The following is a 25,501-nucleotide window of genomic DNA, read 5'->3' as shown; positions in this document are numbered from 1 at the left end:
TGGCCTCGGTGAAGAGCGCAATGAAGTGCTGCAGCTGATGGACGATCTGCGCAGCGCCGATGTGGATTTCCTGACCATCGGCCAATATCTGCAGCCGACCCGCAAGCACCACAAGGTCGAGGCCTTCGTGACGCCGGAGGAATTCAAGTCCTACGAGACAGTCGCCTATACCAAGGGCTTCCTGATGGTCTCCTCCAGCCCGCTTACTCGCTCTTCGCACCATGCTGGCGACGATTTCGAGCGTCTGCGCGCTGCCCGCGAGAAGAAGCTGCTGGCGGCTGCGGAGTAAGGGACGGAAAAGCCCGGCAACACATGGCGTTACGGTTGGGCGATTTGATCGCTCTCTCCGCCGTCATGCTCGGGCCTGTCCCGAGCATCTGCAACCCATGAATTTTATGATAGGTGATTGGATCCTCGGGGCAGGCCCGAGGATGCGCCGTGTTCGTGACGGTGCCTGTGAAATGGTTCAGCCGCTTGATTGCGGTGTAACCCGATCACGCCACGACCTTCTCCGGCCGGTGCGCCCGCATGCATAGCACCACGCTCAGCACCACCGAGCAGATTGCTACGACCTCGATGAGTGTCGGCCCACGCCCTTCCCAGAGAAAGCCGTAAAGCAGCGCAAACAGCGTTTCGAACAAAATCATCTGCCCGACCATGGTAAGCGGCAGCAGCCGGCTCATCCTGTTCCAGAGTGCGTTGCCGAGAATGGAGGCGGTGAAGCCGAGGACTGCTGCAACGGTCACGAAGTGCAGCCAGTCTCCCGAACTGTGGCCTTCTCCGCCAAAGGCAAAGGCCGGGATGGCGAGCGCCAGCGCAAGGGCGCCGGTCACCACGCCCGTCATCATGTTCCAGTCATCGGCGCTGACATCATGAAGGCGGGACAGCCAGCGGGCATTGCCGACTGCAAAGGCGGTCCATGATGCAAGCGCCCCCAGCGCACAGGCAAGGCCGATGACGCGGGACATATCCAGCCCACCGTCGCTTTCCATCAGCGATTGCCAGGAAATGCCGATGATGCCGATTGCCCCGAAAACGAGCGATGGCCAAAGCCGCCGGAGCGACACCGCGCCATGGTCGCGGCTGCCGATGATGGTGACGGCAACCGGCAGGAAACCGATGATGATGGAGGTGAAGGCGACACCGCTCAGCTTCACCGCCGTCGATATGAAGACATAATAGGCGATGTTGCCGATCATGCTCAGCCAGCCGAGCGCGAACCATTCCCGCGCGCCGAAATGGGCAGATACCCGCCTCAGGCGCGGCCCGATGATGATGAGGGAAATCAGCCCGTAGGTGAGGTAACGTGCCGTCGAGAGTTGCAGCGCGGAAAAATCCGGCACGAGTTTGGGCGCGAGGAATATCCCGCCCCAGAGCGCACCCGCCAGCATGCCGTAAAATACACCGAGACCTGTCCTGTTCATGTCTGTCATATCCGCATTCACATTTGCCTGCGATGTGCCACAGGCCCTTGCGGCTGTCTTGACAAAAACTCCTGACGAATGAACGGCGGTTCTAGTGGATACCGCGGTTGCGGCGATAGGCGGCAGGTGTTTCGCCCACAATATTGCGCATGGCGCGCGTCAGCGCCGTCTGGTCGGAAAAACCGGCCCTGAGTGCGATTTCGGCAATCTGCAGGCTGGAATCGTTGAGCAGGGCGCAGATCTTGTCCATGCGAAGCCCGGCCAGCCAGCGGTGAGGCGAGAGACCGAATTCTTCGAGGAACAGCGCATGCAGACGGCTGTCGCTGATCGAGGCGCAGGCTGCCAGCATGTCGATGGTCCAGGGGAAGAAAGGCTCCGCCCGGACGACGGCGCCAAGCCAGCGCAGGCGCTCGCGGATATCGGTTCTTTCATTTGCGAGGCTGTCGACGAGAAGCGGCGCCCATAGGCCGGCGACATCGTCGCGCCGCCCATCCGTTCCGATGAGGCCGCGCATATAGGCAATCAATTGCCGTGTTTCCGGGGCAATATCAAGAAAGGGACTACGGGAGAATTTTTCGAGCGTGCGTTCGGAAACGGCACTTTCATCGAGATCGACCACCAGCGAATGGTTGATCGCCGTCGCTTCCTGCGTGTGCGGCGCATCGCGATGGATGAAGACGCCGCGTCCGGTGGAGAGCTCATCCTGCCGCCCGGCCACATCGATCCGCAGGCTACCGGAGACGGGAAGAACGATCTGCACGAAGCCATGCCGTTCCTTCGGTCTTTCCTGCCTGTAGGTTCTGATATCGGCGGATGCGGATGTCATGACGTTGTCGTTTCCATTGTGCAAAGAAATGGCCGCCTCGAAAAAGCGGCCGGTTCCGTTGCATGATTATGACATCGTCTTGAAGATTGGGCCAGCCGGCTTTATCGCTCGGCTGTACCGCTGGCAATTAACAGTCTTCCTTGGCGGTCGATTCGCCGCGTTTGCGCTTGCGCAGAACCGGCTTGTTCTCTCTCGCTTCGCATTTCGCGACGTCGATGAGATAGGCAAGCACCGGCATGCCGTTCATCGATGCGAGTTGCTTGGCGGATTCGAGAAGGTTGATGATGTTGGAAAAATCGTCCATCGGCTCACTCAGTGGCTCAAAGCGGTTATGTATCGGGTCTGAACCCAAAGATGAAGAGGCGCGGGGAAATCGGGAGGGCCCGGCGCGTTTGCATCCAGTGGGTGTAATATTAGACGCAAATAAATAGCAATCCCTGAGACGGGGTTGCAATAGTCAATTTTCCGTAACTGCCATGCGCAACGACAATACCGTGCCCGGTGGCTATTGCGTGGCGGAAATATATCCAGCGGTCAGATGAGGTTTATGAAATGCCGAACTATCTTCATAGGGTGGAAGATGCCGCGACGATCATCGCCGGGGCGCAACGCATCCTGGTCGTCGGCTGCTCTGGCGGCGGCAAATCGACGCTTTCGCAGAAGCTCGCGCGCAATTTCGGACTTCGTTACATCTCCATGGACCGTGAAGTCTTCTGGCTGCCCGGCTGGCAGGCGCGCCCGCGTGAGGAGCAACGGCAGAGGATCGCCGCCATCATCACCGAGGAGCGCTGGCTGATGGATGGCAGCAATCCATCGTCTTTTGACATGCGCCTGCCGAGGTCCCATATCGTTGTGTGGGTGCGCATGCCGCGCTGGCTCTGCCTGTGGGGCGCCGTCAGCCGGGCGATCAGGGGATATGGCAAGGCGCGGCCGGAAATGGCCGAAGGGTGCCCGGAAAGGATAGACGTCGATTTCCTGCGCTATATCTGGAATTTCGAACGTCGCCATGCCCCGATCTTCGAGCAGAATTTTGCCCTTTACGGCCAGGGCGTGCCGGTATTCCAGCTGAAAAGCCGAAAACAGTTTCGCCGCCTTCTTGATCTTCTGCGCATCGCGGATTAACTGCCGCTTATGCCCCAGTTCGAAACGCATCGCTTTGTCAAACACTCGCCAGACCGCATGTACGACCTTGTCGCCGATGTGGAGACCTATCCGCAGTTTCTGCCCCTTTGCGAAGCGCTCGTCGTCCGCTCGCGCAAGGAACGGGATGGCAAGGTGCTGCTGGTGGCGGATATGACGGTGGGCTACAAGGCCATTCGCGAAACCTTCACCACACAGGTTCTGTTGAATCCGGCCGAGCGCGCCATCGACGTGAAATATATCGATGGGCCGTTCAGATATCTCGATAATCGCTGGCGTTTCGAAGAGGCCGAAGATGGCGGCACGGCCATTCATTTCTTCATTGATTATGAATTCAAGAGCCGGCTGCTGGGTGCTGTGATGGGCTCGATGTTCGATCGGGCTTTCCGCATGTTCGCAGAAGCCTTCGAGACCCGCGCCGACAAAATCTACACCGACCCGGCCTGATTGAGGGCAATCAGCATCTCAAGCGCGGTTTTCACCGTCGCAAGCCGGATTTCGGTGCGGCCAATCTCGCCGTAACGCATCTCCTTATGCAGCCACCCGCCAGAACGCGCCTTGGCGGCCAGATGCACCAGCCCTACCGGCTTTTCGGCTGAACCGCCGCCCGGGCCGGCGATGCCGGTCACCGCCACGGCGAAATCCGCCCGCGACCGGAAGAGGGCGCCATGCGCCATCTGCAACGCGGTCTGTCGGGAGACCGCGCCGAATGTCGCCAGCGTCTCGGCGCCAACCCCCAGCATGTCCCGCTTGGCGTCATTGGTATAGGTGACGAAACCACGGTCGACGACGGCGGAGGAGCCGGCAATTTCCGTCAGCGTGCCGGCGATCAATCCTCCCGTGCAGCTTTCCGCCGTTGAGACCATCAAACCACGGGCGGTGAAATCAGTGATGATCTGCTGTGCCAGTTCTTCGATGTCTTCAGGGAAAAGGCTCATAGCGGTCTGCCTCGATAGACAACGGTAGCGGTAGCGATTGCGGCTATGCCTTCCCGGCGGCCGACGAAGCCGATCGTTTCATTGGTCGTCGCCTTCACCGAGCAGCGCTCCAGCGCAATGCCGAGCATGTCGGAGAGTGCTTCCCGCATGGCCTGACGGTGCGGGCCGATGCGCGGCGCTTCGGCAATCAGCGAGACATCGGCATTCATGATCGTGCCGCCATTGTCGCGCACGACCTTTGCCGCATGTTCAAGGAAGATGCGCGAGGCGGCCCCCTTCCATTGCGGATCGGAAGGCGGGAAATGATCGCCGATATCGCCGGCGCCACAGGTGGCGAGAAGTGCATCCGTCAGCGCATGCAGCGCCACATCCGCATCCGAATGGCCTTTCAGTCTCTGGTCGTGTTCGATGAAGATGCCGCAGAGCGTCACGCCGTCGCCGGCCTCCAGCTGGTGCACGTCGTAACCATTGCCGGTGCGCACATCGGGCAATGCGTGGGAGAGCTTTTCATCGGCCATGGCGATATCCCGCTTGAGAGTGAGTTTCACATTGTCGACCGAACCTTCGGTCAGCGTCACCGTCAGTCCCGCCCATTCGGCAATCGATGCATCATCGGTGAAATCCGTCTTGCCAGAGCTGGCTGCGGCGCGATGCGCGACGAGAATATCGCTGTAATTAAAGCTCTGCGGTGTCTGCGCCGCATAAAGCCCCTGTCGGGAAACCGTTTCCACGACGCGATCGCCCGTACCGCGCTTCAGCGTATCGGTGACGGGCAGGGCAGGCAGAACTCCCCCCGCACCCGCCCGATGCAGCGCCACAATACGCTCCAGCATGTCCGTGGCGACGAAAGGCCGCACGGCATCGTGGATCATCACGTGGGTGAGGCCGTGCGAGGAGAGCGCCTCCAGCCCGGCCAGAACCGATTGCTGGCGTGTCGCGCCGCCCGTTACCGTGGTGATCCGCTCTCCGGCATCGAGCCGCTGGAGAATTGGCGACAGCAGCGCCGCATCGTCGGCATGGCTGACCACCACGATCGGGCAGGTGTCGTTCCAGCCGAGGAACGTCGCCAATGTATGCTCGATCACGGCCCTGCCGCCGATCGGACGATATTGCTTGGGCCCTTCCTCGGGTGAGCCTGCCCTTTCACCGCGTCCGGCGGCGACGATGACGATGCCGAATTTCATAGTACTTTCCTGCATTGGTCATATGCTTTGTGCGCAACCCTTAGCGGTTGACAGTCCTGCTCTAGCGTTTCAAAACCCGGATGGCCAGCCCGATAAGACGCGCATTCGCCCCTGCAGGTCGCAGGATCGACCGTACTTGCGCCTTTGAACCTGCACAAATTGCCGCCGACAGCAAAACAGGCAGGCAGTCGCCCAGCAAATAAAAGGTGCAACCCTCTAAAAGTGCTTGGCAACCGCGCAAACACTGTCTAAAAATAATGCAAATAACCCTTCTGCATGAAAGATCATCAATTGCATCTTCCGGAGTTGTCAGAACCGTTCAGCATCGGCTCAGTCACGATCCGTAATCGTGCGGTGCTGGCGCCCATGTCGGGCGTGACGGATCTGCCGTTCCGGCAGCTGGCCTGGCGTTATGGCGCGGGTCTGGTCGTGACGGAAATGGTGGCAAGCCGCGAACTCGTCGCTAACAGGGGAGAATCCTGGGCCCGGCTGAAAAATGCTGGCATGGTGCCGCACATGGTGCAGCTTGCCGGGCGCGAGGCGCATTTCATGGCGGAGGCCGCGAAGATTGCTGCCGATAACGGCGCTGGCATCATCGATATCAACATGGGTTGCCCGGCCAAGAAGGTGACCGGCGGTTATTCCGGCTCGGCTTTGATGCGCGATCCAGATCATGCCCTGTCGCTGATTGAGGCGACGGTCGGCGCTGTCGATGTACCGGTAACGCTGAAGATGCGGCTCGGCTGGGACGAAAACACCATCAATGCACCGGAGATTGCTCGCCGCGCCGAAGCGGCAGGCGTCAAGCTCATCACCATTCACGGCCGCACCCGCATGCAGTTTTATGAGGGGCGGGCAGACTGGGATGCCATCCGCACTGTGCGCGAAGCGATTTCCGTGCCGCTGATCGCCAACGGCGATGTGGAAACGGCCGATGATGCGCGCGAAATCCTGCGCCGTTCCGGTGCGGATGCCGTCATGGTCGGCCGCGGCGCACAGGGGCAGCCCTGGCTGCCGGCGGTGCTCGCCGGACATGCAGCGCCGCAGCGCGAGGATATTCCCGCCATCGCCATCGAACATTACGAGATGATGCTGGAATTTTACGGAAGGGAAGCCGGTCTCCGGCATGCCCGCAAACATCTGGGCTGGTATCTCGACCGTTCCGCGTCCGACATTGCCACGCCCGAAAAGGCAAAAATCATGACATCGCGTGACACGGGGGAGGTGGCGGATCTGCTGCGCTCCGCCCTTAGCGACAATGCGGGCGAAGACGCCGCAAGGAAGGCCGCATGAGCGCTGACAAACACAGCCCGGCAGATGCGAACCCGCTCGCCATGGCGGTTCTGAACGCGGTGCAGAACCCGGTCATTCTGGTGGATGGCGAAGGTTTCATCGCATTCGCTAATTGGGAAGCCGAAGCCTTTTTCGGGGCGAGCGCCTCCCATCTTGCCCGCTATCGCGTGTCCACCTTCATTCCCTTCGGCAGCCCGCTTTTGGCGCTGATCGATCAGGTGCGGGAGCGTCGCGCGCCGGTCAACGAATATCGCGTCGATCTCAGTTCCCCGCGCCTCGGCCAGGACAAGCTGGTCGATCTCTATGTGGCGCCCGTCGTCAGCGAACCGGGATCGGTGGTCGTCGTCTTCCAGGAACGGTCGATGGCCGACAAGATCGACCGGCAATTGACCCATCGCGCCGCCGCCCGTTCCGTCACGGGCCTTGCCTCGATGCTCGCGCATGAGATCAAGAACCCGCTCTCCGGTATTCGCGGCGCTGCCCAGCTTCTGGAGACCTCCGTTGCCGACGAAGACCGGGCGCTGACGCGGCTGATCTGTGACGAGACCGACCGCATCGTTTCGCTGGTTGACCGCATGGAAGTGTTTTCCGACGAGCGGCCGGTGGACCGCGTGCCGGTCAACATCCATTCGGTGCTCGATCATGTGAAGGCCATCGCCAAGGCCGGTTTTGCCCGCAACATCAAGATTTCCGAGAATTACGACCCGTCGCTGCCGCCGGTCTATGCCAATCGCGACCAGCTGGTGCAGGTCTTCCTCAATCTCGTGAAGAATGCGGCCGAGGCCGTGGGCAACCAGCCGGATGGCGAGATCATCCTCACCACGGCCTACCGTCCTGGCATGCGGCTTTCGGTTGCCGGCAGCCGCGAGCGCATCTCGCTGCCGCTCGAATTCTGCGTGCATGATAATGGACCGGGGGTTCCCTCCGATCTGCTACCGCATCTTTTCGATCCCTTCATCACCACCAAGACGAATGGTTCGGGCCTTGGCCTGGCGCTTGTCGCCAAGCTGATCGGTGCCCATGGCGGCATTGTCGAATGCGACAGCCAGAACCACCGCACGACTTTCCGCGTATTGATGCCCGTCTCGCCGGAAGTGGCGCTCGACGACAGCTCTTTGCCGAACACGACAGGAAATGACAGATGACAGCTACGATCCTCGTCGCCGATGATGATGCCGCAATCCGCACCGTTCTGAACCAGGCGCTCAGCCGCGCCGGTTATGACGTGCGCATTACCTCCAATGCCGCAACGCTCTGGCGCTGGGTGTCGGCAGGTGAGGGCGATCTCGTCGTGACCGATGTCGTGATGCCGGACGAAAATGCCTTCGACCTTCTGCCGCGCATCAAGAAGGCCCGTCCGGACCTGCCGGTTCTCGTCATGAGCGCCCAGAACACTTTCATGACGGCCATCAAGGCCTCGGAAAAGGGCGCCTACGACTACCTGCCCAAGCCCTTCGACCTGACGGAACTGATCGCCATCATCGGCCGCGCGCTCTCCGAGCCAAAGCGCAAGCCGGCCAAGCTCGATGACGACATGCAGGACGGTATGCCGCTCGTCGGCCGTTCGGCGGCTATGCAGGAAATCTACCGCGTTCTCGCCCGCCTGATGCAGACCGATCTCACGCTGATGATCACGGGTGAATCCGGTACGGGCAAGGAGCTGGTGGCGCGGGCGCTGCATGATTACGGCAAGCGCCGCAACGGCCCCTTCGTCGCCATCAACATGGCAGCCATCCCGCGCGATCTCATCGAATCGGAACTGTTCGGCCATGAGAAGGGCGCCTTTACCGGTGCGCAGAACCGCTCCACTGGCAGGTTCGAACAGGCTGAAGGCGGCACGCTGTTCCTCGATGAAATCGGCGACATGCCGATGGATGCCCAGACGCGCCTGCTGCGCGTGTTGCAGCAGGGCGAATATACGACGGTGGGTGGGCGCACGCCGATCCGCACCGATGTCCGCATCGTCGCCGCCACCAACAAGGACCTGAAACAGTCGATCAATCAGGGTCTCTTCCGCGAGGACCTCTATTACCGCCTCAACGTCGTACCGCTGCGCCTGCCGCCGCTGCGTGACCGTGCCGAGGATATTCCCGATCTCGTGCGCCATTTCATCCAGCAGGGCGAAAAGGAAGGTCTGGAGGGCAAGCGTTTCGAGAGCGAGGCGCTGGAAGTCATGAAGGCCTATGCCTGGCCGGGCAACGTGCGCGAGCTGGAAAACCTCATCCGCCGCCTGATGGCGCTTTATCCGCAGGAAGTCATCACCCGCGAGATCATCGAGCAGGAACTGCAGTCGGATGTCCCCGACAGCCCGCTGGACAAGATGGCGGTTCGCACCGGTTCGCTCACCATTTCGCAGGCGGTCGAAGAAAACATGCGGGATTATTTCGCCAGCTTCGGTGATGGCCTGCCGCCGCCCGGCCTTTATGACCGCGTGCTGCGCGAACTCGAGTATCCGCTGATTCTCGCCGCTCTGACTGCGACGCGTGGTAACCAGATCAAGGCCGCCGATCTGCTCGGTCTCAACCGCAATACCCTGCGCAAGAAAATCCGCGAGCTTGGCGTTTCCGTCTATCGCAGTTCCCGCCCCAGCTGAGAATGTTGACAAGGTCGCATTTGTCGTTGCATTTTCGCCACATTGTGTTGCTTGGAAAACACTAGGAAGGAGAGATTCGCCGATTGGGGCGAGTCTTGCCTGACTTCAAGATTGTGGTGCTGGCTGGCCAGCGATTGGGAGTAGCGCATGCGGAAATCCGCCGCCGAACACGACGTTGCCGACGAGGCAGCGGGAATGGTGGTTGCCGATCGCAGGATGTCTTTCGCCCTGCCGGGGCTGGTGCTCGCCGGCGTTGCCCTTGTCTGTGCTATCGTCACCCTCTTCGTGCTTATGGGCGTGACGCCGATTGCGCCGACAACCAATGTCGTTATCGCCTCGGTGGTGATCAATTCGATCTTCGTGATTGGCCTGATCGTTCTCATTGGCCGCGAAATCAACCGGCTGCTGAAAGCGCGAAAAAAGGGCAGGGCGGCGGCGCGTCTGCATGTTCGCATCGTCGTGCTTTTCTCCATCGTGGCGATCACGCCGGCGGTTCTCGTGGCGATCTTCGCCAGCCTGACGCTGAATGTCGGTCTCGACCGCTGGTTTTCGATCCGCACCCAATCGATTGTCGAATCATCGGGCAATATCGCCCAAGCCTATATGATGGAAAATGCCGGCTATCTGCAGGGCCAGACCCTGTCGATGGCCACCGACCTCGACCGCAACCGCGCGCTTTTTTATCTCGACCGTACCGGCTTCGTCGAGCTGATGACCCGTCAGGCCAAAGGCCGTGGCCTGCTTGGCGCGTTTCTGGTGCAGGAGGACGGCGACGCCGTCGCCCAGGCCGACCTCAAGACGGAAAAACCGCTGCCCGCCATCCCGCATGACGCGCTGGAAAAGGCCGCGGCCGGCCAGCCGACCTTGATCCCGCCCGGTATCACCAACCTTGTCGGCGCCATCATCAAGCTCGAAGGCATCAGCGGCACCTTCCTTTACACCGTGCGCGCCGTCGACCCGAAGGTGATGGGCGCGATGCGGCTGATGGAGGAGAACCGCGCGGAATACAAGAATATGGAGGCGGGCCGCGCGCCGCTGCAGATCGCCTTTGCGATCCTTTATCTCGGTTTTGCGCTGATCGTGCTTTTGGTCGCCATCTGGACGGCAATCGCGGTCGCCGACCGGATCGTGCGGCCGATCCGTCTTCTCATCGGTGCCGCAGACAGCGTCGCCACCGGTAACATGCATGTGCTGGTTCCCGTTCGCGCCGTGGATGGCGACGTCGGGCGCCTGTCACGCACCTTCAACAAGATGGTCTCGGAGCTGCGCAGTCAGCAGGAGCAGATCATCGAGGCCAAGGATGACATTGACGACCGTCGCCGCTTCATCGAAGCCGTGCTGTCAGGTGTCACCGCCGCCGTCATCGGCGTTGACGAGAACCGCAAGATCACCATCGTCAATCCGTCGGGCGAGGAATTCCTGGCGCTGAGTTCCGAGCAGCTGATCGGCGCGGAGCTTTCCGAGATCGCGCCTGAGATCGACCAGGTGGTGACCGAGGCCAACACCTGGTCCCGCGGCAATTTCCGCAAGCAGATCAACATTATGCGGCGCGGCAAAGAGCGGACGCTGAATGTGCAGGTGACCCGTGAGGATGCCCGCGATAGCCGCGATTCTTATGTCATCACCCTCGACGACATTACCGATCTCGTCATCGCCCAACGCTCCACCGCATGGTCGGATGTCGCGCGCCGCATCGCGCATGAAATCAAGAACCCGCTGACACCGATCCAGCTTTCCGCCGAGCGCATCAAGCGCCGTTTCGGCAAGCAGATCGATGAGAGCGACCGCGCCGTCTTCGACCAGTGTACGGACACCATCGTCCGTCAGGTCGGCGATATCGGCCGGATGGTGGACGAATTCTCCGCCTTTGCGCGCATGCCGAAGCCGACGAAGGAAAAGTCGGACCTGCGGTCGATCCTGAAGGATGCGGCCTTCCTCCGGGAAATCAGTGCCGCCGACACGAAGTTCGCGACGGAACTGGGCGATATCCCGCTGGAGGGTATGTTCGATGCCCGCATGCTGGGTCAGGCCTTCGGCAATCTCATCAAGAATGCGACGGAAGCGATTGAGGCGGTGGAAGGCGAAAAGCGGCCGGGTAAAATCCTGGTGCGCGCATCCTTCGATGAGGCCAATTCGCGTTTCGTGGCTGACATCATCGACAATGGCCGCGGCCTTCCCGTCGAGAACCGTCACCGCATTCTCGAACCCTATATGACGATGCGGGACAAGGGCACGGGCCTTGGTCTGGCCATCGTCAAGAAGATCATTGAGGAACATGGCGGGTATCTGGAACTCCACGATGCCCCTGCCGAATTCGACCATGGCCATGGCGCCATGATCCGAGTGCTGCTGCCCTATATCGAGGCGGTCGGCGGCGAAAATAACAAGGAAGCAGCATATGGCGTCTGATATTCTGGTCGTGGATGACGAGGCGGACATTCGCGAAATCGTAGCGGGTATTCTTTCCGATGAGGGCCACGAGACCCGCATGGCCTTCGACAGCGACAGCGCTCTGGCCGCCATCTCGGAACGCGTGCCGCGCCTGATCTTTCTGGACATCTGGATGCAGGGCTCGAAGCTCGACGGTCTGGCGTTGCTGGATGAGATCAAGAGCCGCCATCCCGAAATTCCTGTCGTCATGATTTCCGGTCACGGCAATATCGAAACCGCCGTCAATGCCATCAAGCGTGGCGCGTTCGATTTCATCGAAAAGCCGTTCAAGGCCGACCGGCTGATACTGATTGCCGAGCGGGCGCTGGAAAACTCCAAGCTGAAGCGCGAGGTTCAGGAACTCAAGAAGCGCACCGGTGACGCGGTTGAACTCGTCGGCGCCTCGCTTGCGGTTTCGCAGCTGCGCCAGACCATCGACAGGGTTGCCCCCACCAACAGCCGCATCATGATCCTCGGCCCCTCCGGTTCCGGTAAGGAGCTGGTGGCGCGCATGGTGCACAAGAAGTCCTCGCGCGCCAGCGGTCCCTTCGTGGCGCTGAACGCCGCGACAATCACGCCGGATCGCATGGAAATCGCGCTGTTCGGCACGGAAGGCTTGCCCGGGCAGCCCCGCAAGGTGGGCGCTCTGGAAGAAGCCCATCGTGGCGTTCTCTACCTCGATGAAGTGGGCGAGATGCCGCGCGAAACGCAGAACAAGATCCTGCGCGTGCTGGTCGACCAGCAGTTCGAGCGTGTCGGTGGCGGCAAGCGGGTGAAGGTGGATGTGCGCATCATTTCATCGACCGCCCATCACCTCGAAAGCCTGATCGCCGAAGGGCAGTTCCGCGAGGACCTCTACCACCGTCTCGCCGTCGTGCCGGTCAAGGTGCCGGCGCTCTCGGAACGGCGCGAGGATATTCCGTTCCTTGTCGACATGTTCATGCGCCAGATTTCAGAACAGGCCGGCATTCGTCCGCGCAAGATCGGCGATGACGCCATGGCCGTTCTCCAGACGCATGACTGGCCGGGCAATATCCGCCAGCTGCGCAATAATATCGAGCGGCTGATGATTCTCGCCCGTCCCGAAGGCGGCGAAGCGCCGATCTCGGCCGACATGCTGCCTTCGGATATCGGCGACATGCTGCCGAAGATTTCAGCGCAGGGCGACCAGCACATCATGACACTGCCGCTGCGCGAAGCCCGTGAAATGTTCGAGCGCGATTATCTGATGGCCCAGATCAACCGCTTCGGCGGCAATATTTCGCGCACGGCGGAATTTGTCGGCATGGAACGGTCGGCACTGCATCGCAAACTGAAATCTCTCGGAGTATAAGGGAGGAAGGCCCAGTCGTCGTAACCGATTATTCCTTCAGAGAGACAGCATGAAAGTCATCATTTGCGGCGCAGGGCAGGTGGGTTACGGCATCGCCGAACAATTGTCGCGGGAGGATAATGAGGTATCGGTGATCGATACGGCCGCGGCGCTGATCACCGCCATTACCGAGACGCTGGATGTACGCGGTTATGTCGGCCACGGCGCCCATCCCGACATGCTGGCCAAGGCCGGTGCGGATCAGGCCGACATGATCATCGCCGTAACCTTGCATGACGAGATCAATATCGTCGCCTGCGAAGTGGCGCATGCGCTCTTCAGCGTGCCGACCAAGATTGCCCGCATCCGTGACCAGAGCTATCTGAAACCGGAATATGCCGATCTCTTCAGCCGCGAGAACATGTCCATCGATGTGACGATTTCCCCGGAAGTCGAAGTCGGCAAGATGGTACTGCGGCGTATCGCCTTTCCGGGCGCTACCGACGTGGTACGCTTTGCTGAAGATACGATCTACATGCTGGCCATCGAGTGCATGGAAGATTGTCCTGTCATCAACACGCCGCTGCAGCAGCTCTCCAGCCTGTTTCCGGACCTCATCGCCACCGTGGTCGGTATCTATCGCGATGGCATTCTCAAGGTGGCGCATTCCTCAGAGCAGTTGCGCGTGGGTGACCTTGCCTATGTCATCTGCCAGCGCCAGCACGCCCGCCGCACATTGAGCCTCTTTGGCCACGAGGAGCAGGAGGCGCAGCGCATCGTCATTGCGGGCGCCGGCAATATCGGGCATTTCGTCGCACGCAAGATCGAGGAAATGCAGCCGAAAACGCGGGTGAAGATCATCGAGGCGGATCGCGACCGGGCGGTCGCCGCTTCCGAACAGCTCAGCCACACCATCGTCATGCATGGCTCGGCCCTCGATCAGAAAATTCTGATGCAGGCGGATATCCAGGATGCCGATCTGATCGTCACGCTTACCAATAACGACCAGACCAATATTCTGGCCGCCGTGATCGCCAAGCAGCTCGGTTGCAAATCGAATCTGGCGCTTTTGAACAGCACGTCATTCCATGATGTTGCCCGCTCGCTCGGGCTCGATGCCTATATCAACCCCCGGGCTGTGACGATCTCCCGCGTTCTCCAGCATGTGCGCAAAGGCCGCATCCGTTCGGTCTATGCCGTGCAGCGCGGCTCTGCAGAGGTGATTGAGGCGGAAGCGCTGGAGACTTCGCCGCTGGTCGGCCAGTCCTTCCGCGATATCGATATGCCGGATGGCGTGCGCATTGGCGCGATCTACCGCGATGGTGTGGTGATCCGCCCGGATGGCAGCACGAAAATCAAGGCGAAGGACCGTGTCGTGCTGTTTGCATCCGCCGATGCGGTGCGCGACGTGGAACAACTTTTCCGTGTTTCGATACAATATTTTTGACTGTCCCGAATTGAAAATGTGGGTCAATACTCGTAGTCGTCACACTGTTTTCGCCGTTGCGGAACGGAACATGATTTGATACCAGAGTTTGAGGTCGGCCAAGCGGGGGACAAGACTCGGCCGGCTTATTATTGATTGATTATTTTCCGGTATCCCTGCCGGCAAAAAAGAAAGAAGCGGCGCCATGGCGGAACGTTCTCAAAACCTTCAGGATCTCTTCCTCAATACCGTTCGTAAGCAAAAGATTTCGCTCACGATTTTCCTGATCAACGGCGTCAAGCTGACGGGCGTTGTCACCTCCTTCGACAATTTCTGCGTGCTTCTGCGCCGCGATGGTCATTCGCAGCTGGTCTACAAGCATGCTATCTCCACCATCATGCCCGGCCAGCCGATGCAGATGTTCGAGAGCGAAGAAGGCGCGGCCTGATCAGGCTCCCTGACGGATATTCAAAATAGACTGATCCGGATCGGGAACATTTCCGATCCCGTCAGGTTAATCTCCATGGCTCTCCGTCGGGAGGCGGTCGGCCGTAACATTCTTTCTGGATAAGGCCGAGCCCATTTCAACACGCGACACCTCGAACGAATCGATCATTCCGGAGCAGGAAAAGCGCCGCGACGACATGCGCGCGGTCGTGCTCGTGCCTGTCCTCAAGCAGCAGCGCGAAAATCGTGACGCCACGGCAGCCCCGGCTGCTCCCAGCCGTTCCACGGAAGCCAAGCTCGAGGAAGCAAAAGGGCTGGCGCTTGCCATCGATCTCGAGGTGACCCAGGGGCTCATCGTCGCCGTCAACCAGCCGCGGCCCGCGACCCTGTTCGGAACCGGCAAGATAGAGGAAATCGGCCATCTTCTCGATGAGACCGATTCCGGCCTGGTGATTGTTGACCACCCGCTCACCCCGGTGCAGCAGCGTAATCTCGAAAAACAGTGGAACGCCAAGGTCATCGACCGCACGGGTCTCATCCTTGAAATCTTCGGCCGCCGCGCCTCCACAAAGGAGGGCACTCTTCAGGTCGATCTCGCGCATCTGAACTATCAGAAGGGTCGTCTCGTTCGAAGCTGGACCCACCTTGAACGCCAGCGCGGTGGCGCGGGTTTCATGGGCGGTCCGGGTGAAACGCAGATCGAAGCTGACAGACGATTGCTGCAGGATCGCATCGTAAAGCTTGAGAAGGAACTGGAGCAGGTGGTGCGTACCCGCCAGCTGCATCGCGCCAAGCGCCGCAAGGTGCCGCATCCGATCGTCGCGCTGGTTGGTTATACCAATGCCGGCAAATCGACGCTGTTCAATCGCATCACCGGTGCGGGTGTTCTGGCCGAAGACATGCTGTTCGCAACGCTCGACCCGACCCTGCGCCGCATGAAACTGCCGCATGGCCGAACCGTCATTTTGTCGGATACGGTCGGTTTCATCTCCGACCTGCCGACGCATCTGGTCGCCGCCTTCCGCGCGACGCTGGAAGAAGTACTCGAAGCCGATCTCGTCCTGCATGTGCGCGACATGTCCGACCCGGATAATGCCGCCCAGTCTGCGGATGTGCTGCGCATTCTTAACGATCTCGGTATCGATGAGAAGGAAGCTGAAAAGCGCATCATCGAGGTCTGGAACAAGGTCGACCGTCTGGAACCGGAAGCGCACGATGCCATCATGCAGCGCGCCGAAGGTCGCTCGGATATCCGCGCCGTTTCCGCCATCACGGGCGAGGGCGTTGACGCCCTGATGGACGAGATTTCAAAGCGTCTGTCCGGTGTGCTGACGGAAACCACCGTGGTGCTTTCCGTCGAGCAATTGCCGCTGATCTCCTGGGTCTACAGCAATTCCATCGTCGACGGCCGTGAAGATCACGAGGACGGATCGGTTGCACTCGATGTGCGCCTCTCGGAAGCGCAGGCTGCCGAGCTGGAACGGAAGCTTGGAAAGACGACCATCCGCGAGCGGGAAGACTGGGAGCGCTGAGCGTTCTGCGGACGATGGCAAGCTTTCGTCACATTCGACGTCATCCTCGGGCTTATCCCGAGGATCTGCCACGGTATTCAAAATCGATAGGCAGCAGATGCTCGGGACAAGCCCGAGCATGACGGAGGAGAAGTTCTCAACCTCTATAAACAATCCTCGAAGCGCTGAGCACTCCTTGTCTTAATGCATATCCCGAGTGGTCAGGACGAAACCGCATCAAGCGAACGCTCGATCCGTTTCGCTGCCTGCCACAAATCTTCCATCCTCTCGAGACTCGCCTCTTTCAACGTTTCGCCATTGTCGCTGAGCGACGTCTCTATGTGATTGAAACGCCTGCGGAATTTCGTATTGGTGCCACGCAGGGCATTTTCCGGATCGGCTTTGACGTGGCGGCCGATATTGACCAGCGCAAAGATCAGATCGCCGAGTTCGTCAGAGACTTTCTCCGGCTTTCCTTCCGCCAGCGCCTCCCGCAGTTCAGCGATTTCCTCCTCGATCTTGTCGAGGATGGGGGCCGGGTCAGACCAGTCGAAACCGACGCGGGCGGCCTGTTCCTGCAGCTTTAAAGCTTCCGTCAGCGCCGGCTGGCTGCGCTGCACGCCGCCCAGAAACCCGGCCTTGAAATCTTCGGTGATGCCCCGGCGCGCGCGGCGCTCCGCCCTTTCGCGTTTTTCCTCAGCCTTGATCTGGTCCCATTGCAGCTTGACGCTGTCAGGCGTATCGGCATCGGAGACGTCGAAGACATGCGGATGGCGGCGGATCATCTTCGAGGTGACGGCATGCACCACGTCCCCAAAGGCGAACTCGCCCCGTTCCTCGGCGATGCGGGCGTGGAAAACCACCTGCAGGAGAAGATCGCCCAGTTCTTCGCAAAGATCGTCCATATCCTTGCGCTCGATGGCGTCGGCAACCTCATAAGCCTCTTCGATCGTGTAGGGCTTGATCGTCTCGAAGGTCTGCACGACATCCCAGGGGCAGCCGGTTTCCGGCTGGCGCAGCGCTTCCATGATCTCGATCAGGCGGGAAATATCCTTCGAGGCTTCCATCGTGTCTAAACCTTCGTTTTTAGTTTACGCATTGTCCGGATGGAAAACCGCTACGCACTTTTCCCGGAAATGTCCTAATTCAGCGGAATATCGTTGTCGCTCTTGGATGACTGGTAGCTGGTGGAAAGATCGTCATAGACGGCCTTGATGCGTGCCGTCTGCGCCTTCAATGTGCTTTTCAGCGGATCGTTTTCGCTTTCCACCAGATCGGCGATGAAGAAGGAATTCCAGAAGGCATTATTGCGGCGATAACCGCCCGGTTCCAGCCCGAAGACTTCCTTCAGAATCTTCAGGTCATGCGGAATGGCGAAAGCGTCACGGGAATCTTCATGGCTGAAGAAGGAGTAGAAATTGTCGAAACCGGCCCAGGTGATGGCGGACATGCACATGGTGCAGGGTTCGTGGGTGGAGAGAAAAATCAGCTCCTTGGTGTTCGGCTTTTCGCCCAGTTCGTAGAACCGCTTCAGCGTATGCACTTCGCCATGCCAGAGCGGATTTTCCAGCTCGTTATTGGTCTCGGCAACAACGAGCGACAGGTCGGATTTACGCAGGATAGCCGCCCCGAAAACCTTGTTGCCCAGGCTGACGCCGCGCACCGTCAGCGGCAGAATATCGTGTTCGATGACATCGAGGAGGCGGGCGGCGAGCGTCTGGCTGGTCAAGGGTCTGATCCTTCGTGCCGCTTCAGTCAAAAGCGGTCTTCGCATGGAGAAATCGACAGATGATTGTCGTTCCTTGTTCGGCGCGGGCACCCGCTTTGTCAAGGGATTCCGAGGGGATTCTAAAGCCCTGCCAAGGCTCTGAAAATCATTGCCGGTTTGTTTTCCTCCAAAACCGGGGTCTTCGAGAAATAAAAATCCAGGTCCCGGAAAGGCTTGAATTTCTGTTTCTTCAATCTTGAACCGCAATGCGGGATATATGTCCAATGCACAACGAACATGATTTTTCCGCTGCTGGCGACCGCCTTTCAACCTTCCCCGCTTTCTTCCGGGTCGAAGGACGGCAGGTGGCTGTCTTCGGGAATGGTGACGAGGCTTTCGCGAAGGTGAGGCTGCTCGCCAATACCAACGCCCATATCGTTGCCTATGCCGACCAGCCGGAAGCGGATTTTTCGCGCTATCTTCAGGAAAACCGCATCGATCATCGCACTTTGGGTTTCGCAGGTCATTTGTTTGAGGAATCCACCCTGGTCTTCGCCGCCACCGGCGACGAGGCGCTGGACCGTGAGATCGTCACCGTTGCGCGTTCAAAAAAAATCCCCGCCAATGCGGTGGATCAGCCGGAATTCTGCGATTTCTTCACGCCGGCGCTTGTCGCCCGCGCACCCGTCGCCGTCGCCATCGGCACGGAAGGGGCAGGGCCGGTTCTTGCTCAGATGATCCGCGCCCGCATCGACCAGATGTTGTCGCCGTCGCTTGGCAAACTCGCACGTCTTGCCGTGCAATATCGCGATGCGGCCGAGGAAAATGTGCCGAAGGGCGCCCTGCGGCGTAATTTCTGGCGTCGCTTCTTCTCTGGCGCTGTTGCGGATGCCGTCGCGGTTGGCGATACGCCGTCCGCCCGTCAGGCGGTTGACCGTCTGCTGCAATCTCCTGAACGCAGCGAAGGCCGCGTCTGGCTGGTTGGCGCTGGCCCCGGTGCAGAAGACCTGCTGACGTTGCGCGCCCAACGCGTGCTGATGGAAGCCGATGTGATCGTTTATGACGCCCTGGTGCCGCAGGCTATTGTCGATATGGGTCGCCGCGATGCCGAAAGGCTCTCCGTCGGCAAGCGCAAGGGTTGCCACAGCAAATCGCAGAATGAAATCAATCGCCTGCTGGTGGGTCTCGGCCAGGAAGGCAAACGTGTCGTGCGCCTCAAATCCGGTGATCCGCTGGTTTATGGCCGCGCTGGCGAGGAGATGGCAGCGCTGCGCGAGGCCGGCATCGCTTATGAAATCGTGCCGGGCATCACTTCCGCTTTCGCCGCGGCTGCGGATTTCGAATTGCCGCTGACGCTGCGCGGTGTCGCTTCTTCGCTGATTTTCACCACCGGCCACGATCTGACCGGCGATGTCCTGCCCGACTGGGCGCGTCTTGCCGTCTCCGGCGCCACCATTGCCGTCTATATGGGCCGCAGCGTGGCCGCCTCGGTGGCCAAGCGGCTGATCGATGCGGGGCTTGGCGTGGAAACCACCGTCGCCGTCATCGAAAATGCCAGCCGCGCGGATCGCCGCCTGCTGCATGGCACATTGAACGATCTGCCCGACCTCGAACATCGCGATGAGCTGACCGGCCCGGTCATGGTCATCATCGGCGATGCCGTTGCGGGCGCCAATTTCGACAGATCCGAGGCGCTTGCGCTTGCAGCCAAGCCAGCGAACCTCAAACGGGAGTATGTGAATGGTTGACAAGGTTTTGACCGCCAATCGCCTGAGCGACGGCATTGCCGTGTGGCTCGACGCCAATGGCGAATGGACCGAGAAGCTGCAGGACGCGATCGTCGCCCGCCATGCGGAGGCCGTGGCCTCGTTCGAGGAAATCGGCAAGCGCGATTTTTCCGCCAACAAGGTCGTTGACGTCGCTCTCGTCGACGTCGTGGAGGAGAATGGCAAGCTCTGGCCGACGCGTCTTCGCGAGCGCATCCGCGCCGCCGGCCCGACCATGCACTATGCCACCGGCTACAAGCCGGCCGATGCAGCATTTATCGCAGTCTGAGGAAGAATATGTACCGTTACGACGAGTTCGATCACGCATTTGTTGAAGGCCGCGTGGCGCAGTTTCGCGATCAGGTCGAGCGCCGGTTGTCCGGCGAGCTGGCCGAGGACGCATTCAAGCCGCTGCGCCTGATGAATGGTGTCTACCTTCAGCTGCACGCCTATATGCTGCGCGTCGCCATTCCCTACGGTACGCTGAATTCGAAGCAGATGCGGATGCTCGCCCATATCGCCCGTAAATATGACCGGGGTTACGGCCACTTCACCACCCGCCAGAACATCCAGTACAACTGGCCGCGCCTCTCGGACACGCCGGATATCCTTTCCGAACTGGCAAGCGTGGAAATGCATGCGCTGCAGACGTCTGGCAACTGCATTCGCAACGTGACCGCCGATCACTTCGCCGGTGCTGCGGCAGACGAAGTCGCCGATCCGCGTCCCTATGCGGAAATCCTGCGTCAGTGGTCTTCCGTGCATCCCGAGTTCTCCTTCCTGCCGCGCAAGTTCAAGATCGCGGTGACGGGTGCAGAGCGCGACCGCGCCGCCATTCAGGTCCACGATATCGGCCTGCATCTGAAAAAGAACGACAAGGGCGAGATCGGTTTTGCCGTTTATGTCGGCGGCGGGCAGGGGCGCACGCCAATGATCGCCAAGAAGATCCGCGACTTCCTGCCGGAAGAGGACCTTTTGTCCTACACCACGGCAGTCATGCGCGTTTATAACTTGCACGGCCGCCGCGATAACAAATACAAGGCGCGCATCAAGATCCTCGTGCATGAGACCGGCGCGGAAGAGCTGGCCCGTCAGGTCGAGGTGGAATTCGCCGAGCTGAAGAACACCGAATTGAAGCTGCCAGATGCGGATATTGCCGCCATTACCACCTATTTCGCCCCGCCGGCGCTGACGGACCGGCCGGAAGGTTGGGAAAGCCTGGCGCGCTGGAAGCGGGCCGACGAAGGCTTCGCCCGTTTTGTCGAGCAGAATGTCAAGCCGCACAAGCACCCCGACTACGGCATGGTGACGATTTCGCTGAAGCCGATCGGCGGCATTCCGGGTGACGCGACCGACGAGCAGATGGAACTCGTCGCCGACATCGCCGCGGAATATGCCTTTGACGAAATCCGCATCAGCCATGAGCAGAACATCATCCTGCCGCATGTAGCGCTGGCCGATCTCGAACCGGTCTATCGTGCGCTGGTGGGCGCCGGTCTTGCCACCGCCAATGCCGGGCTGATCACCGATATCATCGCCTGTCCCGGGCTGGACTATTGCGCGCTTGCCAATGCGCGCTCCATTCCGGTGGCGCAGGAAATCTCCACCCGCTTTGGCGCGCCGGAGCGTCAGGCGGAAATCGGTGAGCTGAAGATCAAGATTTCCGGCTGCATCAATGCCTGCGGCCACCACCATGTCGGCCATATCGGCCTCTTGGGCGTGGAAAAGAAGGGCGCGGAACTCTACCAGATCACGCTTGGCGGATCGGGTGACGAAAATACCTCGATCGGTGAGATCATCGGTCGCGGTTTCGAGCCAGAAAAAGTCACCGACGCCATCGAGACCATCGTCGACACCTATCTGGGCTTGCGCCTTTCGAAGGAAGAAAACTTCCTCGAAGCCTATCGCCGCGTCGGACCGCAGCCCTTCAAGGATGCGCTCTACGGTTCCGCCGCTGAAGCCGCCTGAGGAGATGGATATGACGAAAATCTGGAACCGCGACGGCTTCGTGGAAAACGATCCCTGGGTCATCGAAACGGAAGAAGTGAAGGCCGGGGCGGATCAGAAGCCGGTGTTGCCGCTCGCCGATTTCCTGGTCCGTGCCGCCGAAAGCAACGATATCGGCCTTGGCGTGCTGATTTCGCCGGCTGACGATGTCACCCGGCTCGGGCCTTATCTCGACCGTATCGACCTTGTGGCCGTGAGCTTTCCGGCATTCAATGACGGCCGTGGTTTCAGCCACGCTTCGCTGCTGCGCAGCCGTCTCGGCTTTGCGGGCGAGGTGAGGGCGGTCGGCGACGTGCTGATCGACCAGGTGCCGCTGATGCTGCGCACCGGCTTTACCAGCTTTGCGGTGACGAACGGCACGGCGATCCGCCGCCTGTCCGAAAATCGCCTGCCGGAAATCCCGGTCTATTACCAGCCGACGGCCCGACCGGCGGCGGGTAGCGAGGCCTATAGCTGGCGTCGTCGTGCGTCGCAATGACACGTTGCGCGGAAATATGAGTTTTAAATACATATTTCCTACGCACATGGCAGTATTGACATTCTCATGCCTTCAAACTTCGGCAAAAATGGTATAATTGCCCGGTTGGAGAATGTCGCTTACCGATGAGAATGGACGGAACCTGAAATGAACGCGCCAGCCAAGACGGAAGATTTCGCGATCAAGATACCGGACGGTGTTTACGCCGAGACGGTTTTGTCGGTGGAGCACTATACGGACCACCTGTTCCGTTTCCGCATGACGCGTCCGGCCGGCTTCCGTTTCCGTTCCGGCGAATTCGCCATGATCGGCCTGATGGTCGGCGAAAAGCCGATCTATCGCGCCTATTCCATCGCCAGCCCCGCCTGGGACGAGGAACTGGAGTTCTTCTCGATCAAGGTTCCGAATGGCCCGCTGACCTCGCATCTCCAGGCGATCAAGCCCGGCGATACCGTCCTGATGCGCAAGAAGCCGACAGGCACGCTGGTTCTGGATGCACTGACGCCCGGCAGAAGGCTTTACATGTTCTCGACCGGCACCGGCATCGCGCCCTTCGCGAGCCTGATCCGCGATCCCGAGACCTATGAAAAGTTCGAAGAGGTCATCCTCACCCATACCTGCCGCGATGTCGCCGAGCTGAAATATGGCTTCGATCTGGTCGAGGAAATCCGCAACCACGAATTCCTGAACGAGATCGTCGGCGACAAGCTCAAGCATTATGCGACCGTCACCCGCGAGGATTACCCCTTCCAGGGCCGCATCACCACGCTGATCGAAAACGGCAAGCTGTTTGCCGATCTCGGCGTGCCGGCACTCGATCCCGCCATCGATCGCGGCATGATCTGCGGTTCCTCGGCCATGCTGAAGGACACCAAAGAACTGCTTGAAAAAGCCGGCCTGACCGAGGGCGCCAACAACAAGCCCGCCGAATTCGTGATCGAACGTGCTTTCGTCGGCTGAATAAGAGGCCGCACGGATGTTTTTGAAGGAGGCCGAAAGGCCTCCTTTTTATTTGCCCGCTGTCCAGGCCTCCATTTCGTCATTCTGCTTCGGCGCGATCTCGTGCCGGTAAACAAGGAAAAGGGCAATCGCGATCGCTGCAATGCCGCCGCCCACCAGATGCGACAGGGCATAACCGCCTTTCGTCACCAGCCAGCCCGCAACGACGTTGCTGAACGAAGCCCCGATACCCTGTACCATCATCACGCTGGCGAGACCGACATTGAACCGCCCGGTGCCTTTCAGGATCCGCTCGGCCGCCACCGGCGTCACGATCCCCAACAGACCGGCGCCGATGCCATCGAGAAACTGCACCGGAAAAATCACCCAGAAATCGGTAACGGCGGATGCGAGAAAACCACGGATCGGCAAGGCCGCGAGCGCGACGAGGAAAACCGTGGCAAGGCCGAAGCGGCGGATGAGCCATGGCGCCATGGCGGCGACAAAGATCATGGCGAACTGTGCGACGCCGGTGATGATGGCAGTCGTGCGGAATGGCGTCTGCAATTCAATGGCAAAATCCTGCGCCAGAAGCCTGCCCATCGGCGCATTGCCGAAATGGAAGATGAGCAGGATGACGGCGAGCAGGATCAGTCCGCGTTCGTGAAACAGCACATTGATGCCGGACGGGCCGGGTTCGCCCCTGTCTTCGGCAAGGCCGCGCGCAACCTTGTGGTCGATCCTGTCAGGGTCGATCGCGGCCGTGGCGACAAGCGCACCCGCCGCCGTAAGCAGCATCAGGCCGATGACGCCATTGAGGCCGAAGAAGGAAACGGCGACATATGTCGCGAAGAGCGACGCGAAGTTGCCGCCGTGGTTCCAGAACTCGTTTCGCGAAATCTGCCGGGAAAACAGCCGTTCGCCAACGAGACCGAGCGTGAGCCCGGCAAGCGCCGGGCCGACCACCGCACCGACGACGGCGGTCATGATCTGACCGGTCCAGACGATCCATACATCGGGAAAGATAAGCGTTATCAGCGCGCCGATCGTCACCAGAACGACAGGCACCGCGATCAGCGTCCGCTTCCACACCGTGCCATCGACAAGCGCGCCGCAAAGCGGCGTCGCCAGAAGACCGACCAGACCGCCGACCGTCGCGATCAGGCCAAGGGAAAGCGCCGACCAGCCATTGGTGGCCAAAAACGCATCGAGAAACGGCCCAAGCCCGTCCCGCGCATCGGCCAGAAAGAAGTTCAGCGCCGCCAGTGCAAAAAGCGTGCGGTCGGAAAAACCGCTGCGTGGCAGGCCACCGGAGGGAAGGTTGGCCTGTGGTGCCGAAACGCCGATGGTCGTCATGAAATAAGCTCCGAAAAATATGTCTCACAATATGTCTGGTACCGGCATGAAATCGCCGCCAAGCGTCCAAACCATGTCTATGGGCATTTGGTTGCACGACAAAGACAAAATGATTGCCCGGCAATGGTGTCACCGACCGGAAAACCGCATCAGGAACATTTTCCGCAATCTGCGAGTTACCTTCCACCAAATCGCACCGGAAGATCGCCATGAAATCGAAGGCCGCCATTATCTTATCTTTCGCAAGCCTGCTTGCCGTAAATCCCGTACTTGCCGACGAGAGCGGGTTCCTTTCGTCGCTGGAAGGCAACTGGACGGGCAGGGGAACGGTGATCACCCGCATCGGCATGCCGCCAATCAAGGTCAATTGCACACTCAGTACCGACGCAGAGGCGGCAGCCTTGCGTATGTCGGGCACCTGCCGGGGGCTTGTCGTGGTAAAACGCGCCATCGCCGCCGATCTGGCTGCCAGCGGCGAGCGTTACAGCGGCACCTATACGGGCCCTTCCGGCCGCCCTTCGGCGCTCGCCGGCAATCGCCGGGGTAATGCGATCAATCTCACTGTCCGCTGGCACCGAGATGTCAACGGTGACCGCGTTGCCGCCATGACCATCGAGAAGGTCGGTGACAATGGTTTGCGGCTACGCACCACCGACAGGGACGGCAGGACCGGAAAAACGGTGGTGACGAGCGATATCCGCCTGGTGCGCTGATGGCCTTCGG

The 25,501-nt window shown here is 60.1% G+C and carries 23 protein-coding genes and 2 pseudogenes; 17 read left to right on the top strand and 8 right to left on the bottom strand.

The window, feature by feature from the left end; translation table 11 throughout:
• Positions 1-289, top strand: a pseudogene (locus tag O3S81_RS25915) (lipoyl synthase); the annotation flags it as partial.
• 205 nt (positions 290-494) lie between these two features.
• On the opposite strand, the gene O3S81_RS25910 reads toward O3S81_RS25915, so the two are convergent.
• The 3 genes from O3S81_RS25910 to O3S81_RS25900 all read right to left on the bottom strand — a co-directional run bounded on the left by O3S81_RS25910 (position 495) and on the right by O3S81_RS25900 (position 2,554).
• On the bottom strand, positions 495-1,424 hold the full coding sequence (locus O3S81_RS25910; RefSeq protein WP_269347698.1) for a DMT family transporter: 930 nt from the start codon (positions 1,422-1,424) through the stop codon (positions 495-497).
• Positions 1,425-1,515: 91 nt separating this feature from the next.
• Positions 1,516-2,250 carry a helix-turn-helix transcriptional regulator gene (locus O3S81_RS25905; RefSeq protein ID WP_269347696.1) on the bottom strand — a complete coding sequence of 245 codons (735 nt, stop codon included), beginning with the start codon at positions 2,248-2,250 and terminating at the stop codon, positions 1,516-1,518.
• A gap of 127 nt (positions 2,251-2,377) precedes the next feature.
• Entirely contained in the window at positions 2,378-2,554 is a 177-nt protein-coding gene (locus O3S81_RS25900) for a hypothetical protein (protein ID WP_003496171.1), read from the bottom strand.
• Between the two features lie 248 nt (positions 2,555-2,802).
• Between O3S81_RS25900 and O3S81_RS25895 the strand changes: the two genes are divergently transcribed.
• Positions 2,803-3,372 (top strand): AAA family ATPase, encoded by a 570-nt coding sequence (locus O3S81_RS25895; protein ID WP_269347695.1) that lies wholly within the window; start codon positions 2,803-2,805, stop codon positions 3,370-3,372.
• 9 nt (positions 3,373-3,381) lie between these two features.
• Entirely contained in the window at positions 3,382-3,837 is a 456-nt protein-coding gene (locus O3S81_RS25890; protein WP_269347693.1) for a type II toxin-antitoxin system RatA family toxin, read from the top strand.
• On the opposite strand, the gene O3S81_RS25885 is transcribed toward O3S81_RS25890, so the two are convergent.
• Both O3S81_RS25885 and O3S81_RS25880 read right to left on the bottom strand, forming a co-directional pair.
• Entirely contained in the window at positions 3,819-4,328 is a 510-nt protein-coding gene (locus tag O3S81_RS25885; protein ID WP_269347691.1) for a CinA family protein, read from the bottom strand. The genes O3S81_RS25890 and O3S81_RS25885 overlap by 19 nt on opposite strands.
• Positions 4,325-5,512 carry a bifunctional 2-C-methyl-D-erythritol 4-phosphate cytidylyltransferase/2-C-methyl-D-erythritol 2,4-cyclodiphosphate synthase gene (locus tag O3S81_RS25880; RefSeq protein ID WP_269347690.1) on the bottom strand — a complete coding sequence of 396 codons (1,188 nt, stop codon included), beginning with the start codon at positions 5,510-5,512 and terminating at the stop codon, positions 4,325-4,327. Before O3S81_RS25880 ends, O3S81_RS25885 begins: the two co-directional genes overlap by 4 nt.
• Before the next feature lie 276 nt (positions 5,513-5,788).
• Here O3S81_RS25880 and dusB point away from each other — a divergent pair, with 276 nt between their 5' ends.
• From dusB to hflX, 8 genes and pseudogenes are all read left to right on the top strand, one after another.
• Positions 5,789-6,805: a tRNA dihydrouridine synthase DusB gene (gene dusB / locus O3S81_RS25875; protein ID WP_269347688.1), complete on the top strand. Its 1,017-nt coding sequence runs from the start codon at positions 5,789-5,791 to the stop codon at positions 6,803-6,805.
• Positions 6,802-7,950, top strand: coding sequence for a two-component system sensor histidine kinase NtrB (locus tag O3S81_RS25870; RefSeq protein WP_269347687.1), 1,149 nt, complete (start codon positions 6,802-6,804; stop codon positions 7,948-7,950). Before dusB ends, O3S81_RS25870 begins: the two co-directional genes overlap by 4 nt.
• Positions 7,947-9,398 (top strand): nitrogen regulation protein NR(I), encoded by a 1,452-nt coding sequence (gene ntrC / locus O3S81_RS25865; RefSeq protein ID WP_035217434.1) that lies wholly within the window; start codon positions 7,947-7,949, stop codon positions 9,396-9,398. The genes O3S81_RS25870 and ntrC overlap by 4 nt, the downstream gene beginning before the upstream one ends.
• Positions 9,399-9,545: 147 nt before the next feature.
• A complete protein-coding gene (locus O3S81_RS25860) occupies positions 9,546-11,807 on the top strand; it encodes a sensor histidine kinase NtrY-like (RefSeq protein ID WP_269347685.1) in 2,262 nt (753 codons plus the stop codon).
• On the top strand, positions 11,797-13,161 hold the full coding sequence (gene ntrX, locus O3S81_RS25855; protein WP_003521348.1) for a nitrogen assimilation response regulator NtrX: 1,365 nt from the start codon (positions 11,797-11,799) through the stop codon (positions 13,159-13,161). The genes O3S81_RS25860 and ntrX overlap by 11 nt, the downstream gene beginning before the upstream one ends.
• Positions 13,162-13,201: 40 nt before the next feature.
• Positions 13,202-14,587, top strand: a pseudogene (gene trkA, locus O3S81_RS25850) (Trk system potassium transporter TrkA); the annotation flags it as partial.
• 184 nt (positions 14,588-14,771) lie between these two features.
• The gene (hfq, locus tag O3S81_RS25845; RefSeq protein ID WP_003496145.1) at positions 14,772-15,014 is read left to right on the top strand and encodes an RNA chaperone Hfq; all 243 of its coding nucleotides are present in this window, start codon (positions 14,772-14,774) and stop codon (positions 15,012-15,014) included.
• A gap of 196 nt (positions 15,015-15,210) precedes the next feature.
• Positions 15,211-16,545: a GTPase HflX gene (gene hflX / locus O3S81_RS25840; RefSeq protein ID WP_269347681.1), complete on the top strand. Its 1,335-nt coding sequence runs from the start codon at positions 15,211-15,213 to the stop codon at positions 16,543-16,545.
• 200 nt (positions 16,546-16,745) lie between these two features.
• On the opposite strand, the gene mazG is transcribed toward hflX, so the two are convergent.
• Together mazG and O3S81_RS25830 are read right to left on the bottom strand one after the other, a co-directional pair.
• Positions 16,746-17,591, bottom strand: a complete 846-nt coding sequence (gene mazG, locus O3S81_RS25835; protein ID WP_269347680.1) for a nucleoside triphosphate pyrophosphohydrolase — start codon at positions 17,589-17,591, stop codon at positions 16,746-16,748.
• A gap of 74 nt (positions 17,592-17,665) precedes the next feature.
• A complete protein-coding gene (locus O3S81_RS25830) occupies positions 17,666-18,298 on the bottom strand; it encodes a deaminase (RefSeq protein ID WP_442864995.1) in 633 nt (210 codons plus the stop codon).
• Positions 18,299-18,516: 218 nt separating this feature from the next.
• Here O3S81_RS25830 and cysG point away from each other — a divergent pair, with 218 nt between their 5' ends.
• From cysG to O3S81_RS25805, 5 genes are all read left to right on the top strand, one after another.
• Positions 18,517-19,980: a siroheme synthase CysG gene (gene cysG / locus O3S81_RS25825; protein ID WP_269347678.1), complete on the top strand. Its 1,464-nt coding sequence runs from the start codon at positions 18,517-18,519 to the stop codon at positions 19,978-19,980.
• Positions 19,973-20,287 (top strand): DUF2849 domain-containing protein, encoded by a 315-nt coding sequence (locus O3S81_RS25820; protein ID WP_269347677.1) that lies wholly within the window; start codon positions 19,973-19,975, stop codon positions 20,285-20,287. The genes cysG and O3S81_RS25820 overlap by 8 nt, the downstream gene beginning before the upstream one ends.
• Before the next feature lie 8 nt (positions 20,288-20,295).
• Entirely contained in the window at positions 20,296-21,966 is a 1,671-nt protein-coding gene (locus O3S81_RS25815; RefSeq protein ID WP_269347676.1) for a nitrite/sulfite reductase, read from the top strand.
• A 10-nt stretch (positions 21,967-21,976) separates the two neighbouring features.
• The gene (locus O3S81_RS25810; protein ID WP_269347674.1) at positions 21,977-22,483 is read left to right on the top strand and encodes a DUF934 domain-containing protein; all 507 of its coding nucleotides are present in this window, start codon (positions 21,977-21,979) and stop codon (positions 22,481-22,483) included.
• Between the two features lie 147 nt (positions 22,484-22,630).
• Positions 22,631-23,443, top strand: a complete 813-nt coding sequence (locus O3S81_RS25805; RefSeq protein ID WP_269347673.1) for a ferredoxin--NADP reductase — start codon at positions 22,631-22,633, stop codon at positions 23,441-23,443.
• Positions 23,444-23,491: 48 nt separating this feature from the next.
• Here O3S81_RS25805 and O3S81_RS25800 read toward each other — a convergent pair whose 3' ends face one another.
• Positions 23,492-24,778: an MFS transporter gene (locus O3S81_RS25800; RefSeq protein ID WP_269347672.1), complete on the bottom strand. Its 1,287-nt coding sequence runs from the start codon at positions 24,776-24,778 to the stop codon at positions 23,492-23,494.
• A gap of 209 nt (positions 24,779-24,987) precedes the next feature.
• On the opposite strand from O3S81_RS25800, the gene O3S81_RS25795 reads away from it, so the two are divergent.
• A complete protein-coding gene (locus O3S81_RS25795) occupies positions 24,988-25,491 on the top strand; it encodes a hypothetical protein (protein WP_269347671.1) in 504 nt (167 codons plus the stop codon).
• Positions 25,492-25,501: the final 10 nt, after the last annotated feature.

Origin of the sequence: Agrobacterium sp. SOY23, from assembly GCF_027212525.1 — a bacterium.
Lineage (GTDB): Bacteria > Pseudomonadota > Alphaproteobacteria > Rhizobiales > Rhizobiaceae > Agrobacterium > Agrobacterium tumefaciens_I.
This window is presented reverse-complemented; position numbering and strand designations above follow the sequence as displayed.

What these genes read in the sequence shown, in the direction of transcription:
- O3S81_RS25910 (WP_269347698.1), bottom strand. Translation starts at nt 1,424, where the DNA reads ATGAACAGGACAGGTCTCGGTGTATTTTACGGCATGCTGGCGGGTGCG.
- O3S81_RS25905 (WP_269347696.1), bottom strand. Translation starts at nt 2,250, where the DNA reads ATGACATCCGCATCCGCCGATATCAGAACCTACAGGCAGGAAAGACCG.
- O3S81_RS25900 (WP_003496171.1), bottom strand. Translation starts at nt 2,554, where the DNA reads ATGGACGATTTTTCCAACATCATCAACCTTCTCGAATCCGCCAAGCAA.
- O3S81_RS25895 (WP_269347695.1), top strand. Translation starts at nt 2,803, where the DNA reads ATGCCGAACTATCTTCATAGGGTGGAAGATGCCGCGACGATCATCGCC.
- O3S81_RS25890 (WP_269347693.1), top strand. Translation starts at nt 3,382, where the DNA reads ATGCCCCAGTTCGAAACGCATCGCTTTGTCAAACACTCGCCAGACCGC.
- O3S81_RS25885 (WP_269347691.1), bottom strand. Translation starts at nt 4,328, where the DNA reads ATGAGCCTTTTCCCTGAAGACATCGAAGAACTGGCACAGCAGATCATC.
- O3S81_RS25880 (WP_269347690.1), bottom strand. Translation starts at nt 5,512, where the DNA reads ATGAAATTCGGCATCGTCATCGTCGCCGCCGGACGCGGTGAAAGGGCA.
- dusB (WP_269347688.1), top strand. Translation starts at nt 5,789, where the DNA reads ATGAAAGATCATCAATTGCATCTTCCGGAGTTGTCAGAACCGTTCAGC.
- O3S81_RS25870 (WP_269347687.1), top strand. Translation starts at nt 6,802, where the DNA reads ATGAGCGCTGACAAACACAGCCCGGCAGATGCGAACCCGCTCGCCATG.
- ntrC (WP_035217434.1), top strand. Translation starts at nt 7,947, where the DNA reads ATGACAGCTACGATCCTCGTCGCCGATGATGATGCCGCAATCCGCACC.
- O3S81_RS25860 (WP_269347685.1), top strand. Translation starts at nt 9,546, where the DNA reads ATGCGGAAATCCGCCGCCGAACACGACGTTGCCGACGAGGCAGCGGGA.
- ntrX (WP_003521348.1), top strand. Translation starts at nt 11,797, where the DNA reads ATGGCGTCTGATATTCTGGTCGTGGATGACGAGGCGGACATTCGCGAA.
- hfq (WP_003496145.1), top strand. Translation starts at nt 14,772, where the DNA reads ATGGCGGAACGTTCTCAAAACCTTCAGGATCTCTTCCTCAATACCGTT.
- hflX (WP_269347681.1), top strand. Translation starts at nt 15,211, where the DNA reads ATGCGCGCGGTCGTGCTCGTGCCTGTCCTCAAGCAGCAGCGCGAAAAT.
- mazG (WP_269347680.1), bottom strand. Translation starts at nt 17,591, where the DNA reads ATGGAAGCCTCGAAGGATATTTCCCGCCTGATCGAGATCATGGAAGCG.
- O3S81_RS25830 (WP_442864995.1), bottom strand. Translation starts at nt 18,298, where the DNA reads ATGCGAAGACCGCTTTTGACTGAAGCGGCACGAAGGATCAGACCCTTG.
- cysG (WP_269347678.1), top strand. Translation starts at nt 18,517, where the DNA reads ATGCACAACGAACATGATTTTTCCGCTGCTGGCGACCGCCTTTCAACC.
- O3S81_RS25820 (WP_269347677.1), top strand. Translation starts at nt 19,973, where the DNA reads ATGGTTGACAAGGTTTTGACCGCCAATCGCCTGAGCGACGGCATTGCC.
- O3S81_RS25815 (WP_269347676.1), top strand. Translation starts at nt 20,296, where the DNA reads ATGTACCGTTACGACGAGTTCGATCACGCATTTGTTGAAGGCCGCGTG.
- O3S81_RS25810 (WP_269347674.1), top strand. Translation starts at nt 21,977, where the DNA reads ATGACGAAAATCTGGAACCGCGACGGCTTCGTGGAAAACGATCCCTGG.
- O3S81_RS25805 (WP_269347673.1), top strand. Translation starts at nt 22,631, where the DNA reads ATGAACGCGCCAGCCAAGACGGAAGATTTCGCGATCAAGATACCGGAC.
- O3S81_RS25800 (WP_269347672.1), bottom strand. Translation starts at nt 24,778, where the DNA reads ATGACGACCATCGGCGTTTCGGCACCACAGGCCAACCTTCCCTCCGGT.
- O3S81_RS25795 (WP_269347671.1), top strand. Translation starts at nt 24,988, where the DNA reads ATGAAATCGAAGGCCGCCATTATCTTATCTTTCGCAAGCCTGCTTGCC.